Source organism: Fusobacterium sp. DD2 (assembly GCF_018205345.1).
Classification (GTDB): domain Bacteria; phylum Fusobacteriota; class Fusobacteriia; order Fusobacteriales; family Fusobacteriaceae; genus Fusobacterium_A.
Window position 1 is genome coordinate 1 of record NZ_JADRHM010000113.1, and the last position, 2,477, is coordinate 2,477.

General features: G+C 30.2%; 2 protein-coding genes and 1 pseudogene. All 3 read left to right on the top strand.

What is annotated here, in order from left to right; genetic code table 11:
* Positions 1 to 90 precede the first annotated feature (90 nt).
* Positions 91 to 1,056: pseudogene (msrAB, locus tag IX290_RS11280) on the top strand (bifunctional peptide-methionine (S)-S-oxide reductase MsrA/peptide-methionine (R)-S-oxide reductase MsrB); the annotation flags it as partial.
* 63 nt (positions 1,057 to 1,119) lie between these two features.
* Complete coding sequence (locus IX290_RS11285; protein WP_211493293.1) at positions 1,120 to 1,587, top strand: YbaK/EbsC family protein; 468 nt, start codon at positions 1,120 to 1,122, stop codon at positions 1,585 to 1,587.
* Between the two features lie 130 nt (positions 1,588 to 1,717).
* The gene (locus tag IX290_RS11290; protein ID WP_211493294.1) at positions 1,718 to 2,470 is read left to right on the top strand and encodes a LysE family translocator; all 753 of its coding nucleotides are present in this window, start codon (positions 1,718 to 1,720) and stop codon (positions 2,468 to 2,470) included.
* The last annotated feature ends 7 nt before the right edge of the window (positions 2,471 to 2,477 follow it).

Genomic DNA, 2,477 nt, shown 5'->3' on the forward strand with positions numbered 1-2,477 from the left:
TTAAAGTGGATAAAAAGAGTATAAGTATAGTATAATAGATGCAATAGTAATATATTTTTTATTTAGTTGAATAAAGTTGGAGGTGTATTTATAGAGATGGAAAAAAATGACAAAATTGGAGAGATATATCTTGCAGGGGGATGTTTTTGGGGTGTAGAAGAGTATTTTAGCAGAATACCAGGGGTAATAGATACTGTATCAGGATATGCAAATGGAAATTTTGCAAATCCAACATATGAAGACCTTTGTTATAGAAATTCTGGTCATGCAGAGACTGTGTATATCATTTATGATAAATCGAAAGTGGATTTAGCTACACTTTTAAAATATTATTTTAGAATAATAGACCCTACATCTCTTAATAAGCAGGGAAATGATAGTGGAACTCAGTATAGAACAGGAATCTATTATATAGATGAAGAATCTCGTAAAATTGCAAATGAGGAGCTTGAAAAGGAACAAAGAAATTATAATGAAAAGATAGTTGTAGAATTACTCCCACTTGAGAGATTTGATAGAGCTGAAGAGTACCATCAGGATTATTTGAAAAAAAATCCAGGTGGATATTGTCATGTAAATATGGCTCTTGCTAAAGATGCAATTATAGATGAAACTAAATATACAAAACCTAGTGATGAAGAATTAAAGAAAAAGCTTACATATATTCAATATGAGGTTACACAAAAAAATGGAACAGAGTTTGCATTTGAAAATGAGTACTATGATAATCATGAAAAGGGACTATATGTGGATATAACAACTGGAGAACCGCTATTTACTTCAAATGATAAATTTGATTCAGGGTGTGGATGGCCCAGCTTTACTAAATCAATTGCTCCAGAAGTAGTAAAATACAGAAGAGATAATAGCTATAATATGGATAGAATAGAGGTAAGAAGCAGAGTAGGTAATGCACATTTAGGGCATGTTTTTGATGATGGTCCCAGAGATAAAGGTGGTCTTAGATATTGTATAAATAGTGCAGCAATAAAATTTATACCTTTAGATGAGATGGAACGTGAGGGATATGGAGATTTTGTAAAATATATTAAATAGTTCTTTTGGAATGGAAAATTTAAGGATATAATAAAAAGAAAATAAAATATGGGGGAAAGTATTATGTCGTCAGAAAATGTGAGAAAATATCTTGAAAAATTTAATTTTCAGGATAGAATAAGAGAGTTTGAAGATTCAACTGCAACTTGTGAAGAAGCTGCCAGAGCCAATAACTGTGAAGTTGGAAGAATAGGTAAATCTATATCTCTATGGATAAAAGATAAGCCTATTATAGTAGTAGCTGCTGGTGATGGAAAGATAAGTAATCAGAAATTTAAAGGAACATTTCATACAAAGGCGAAGATGATTTCAGGAGAAGATGTTGAAAATGTGATAGGTCATAAAGTTGGTGGAGTCTGCCCTTTTGTATTAAAGGATGATGTTGAAGTCTATTTAGATATTTCAATAAAAAAATATCCAACAACAATACTTGCCTGTGGAGATAAAAATAGTGTAGTGGAATTAAAAATAGAGGAGTTAGAGGAAATATCCAATTTCGTAAGTTGGGTAGATATATGTCAAAATATATAGACAAATGTCCTAAATAAACTGTATTATATTTTAATACTTTTTATTAAAATATGCTAGACTTTTTGTTAAATTATGTTAAAATATGTTAGTTATATGAATTTAAAAAAAGTGAGGCAGGAGGCGAAAATTAATGTTTGGAATAGTAAACTACGAGATGTATTTTGTATCTTGTGTGATTTTAAGTTTGATTCCAGGAAGTGACACAGTTTATATTCTTACTCAATCTATTTCTAATGACAGAAAAACTGGGGTATTTTCAACATTGGGAATATGTTCAGGGGTAATGGTGCACACCGCATTTGTAACTTTAGGATTATCAGCGATTTTAAAAAGCTCACCAACAGCATTTCAAGTTGTTAAATATGTTGGAGCTGGATATTTAATATATTTAGGAATTAAATCTCTTTTATCTAAAAAATCACTTGTATTAAATGAAGAAGGTGGACCAAAAACAACTTTGAAAAAAGCTTATTTTCAAGGGATGATGACAAATGTTTTAAATCCAAAGGTAGCACTTTTCTTTATAGCAATATTACCAGGGTTTGTTAATACAGAAAGCAGTGATTTTGGAGCAATTGCATTTATATTACTTGGATTTACATACTTTTGTACTACTTCAGTGTGGTCTTTATTTTTATCTTTTACAGCATCTTTTGCATCTAAATTTCTTAAGACAAAACCAGGTGCGTCTAAGGTTATTAATATAGTTGCAGGAATTATCTTCATAATATTAGGTGCACAACTTATTAGAATGAAGAATCCTGATGATAATAAAGAGATACAGAAAATAGAAGAGATAGAACAAAGTATTGAGGCAGAAGAAGCAGTAGCAGTAAGAAATAGTTTTCATGATATAGCAGAAAAGATTACATTTAAAATATAAAAAAGGG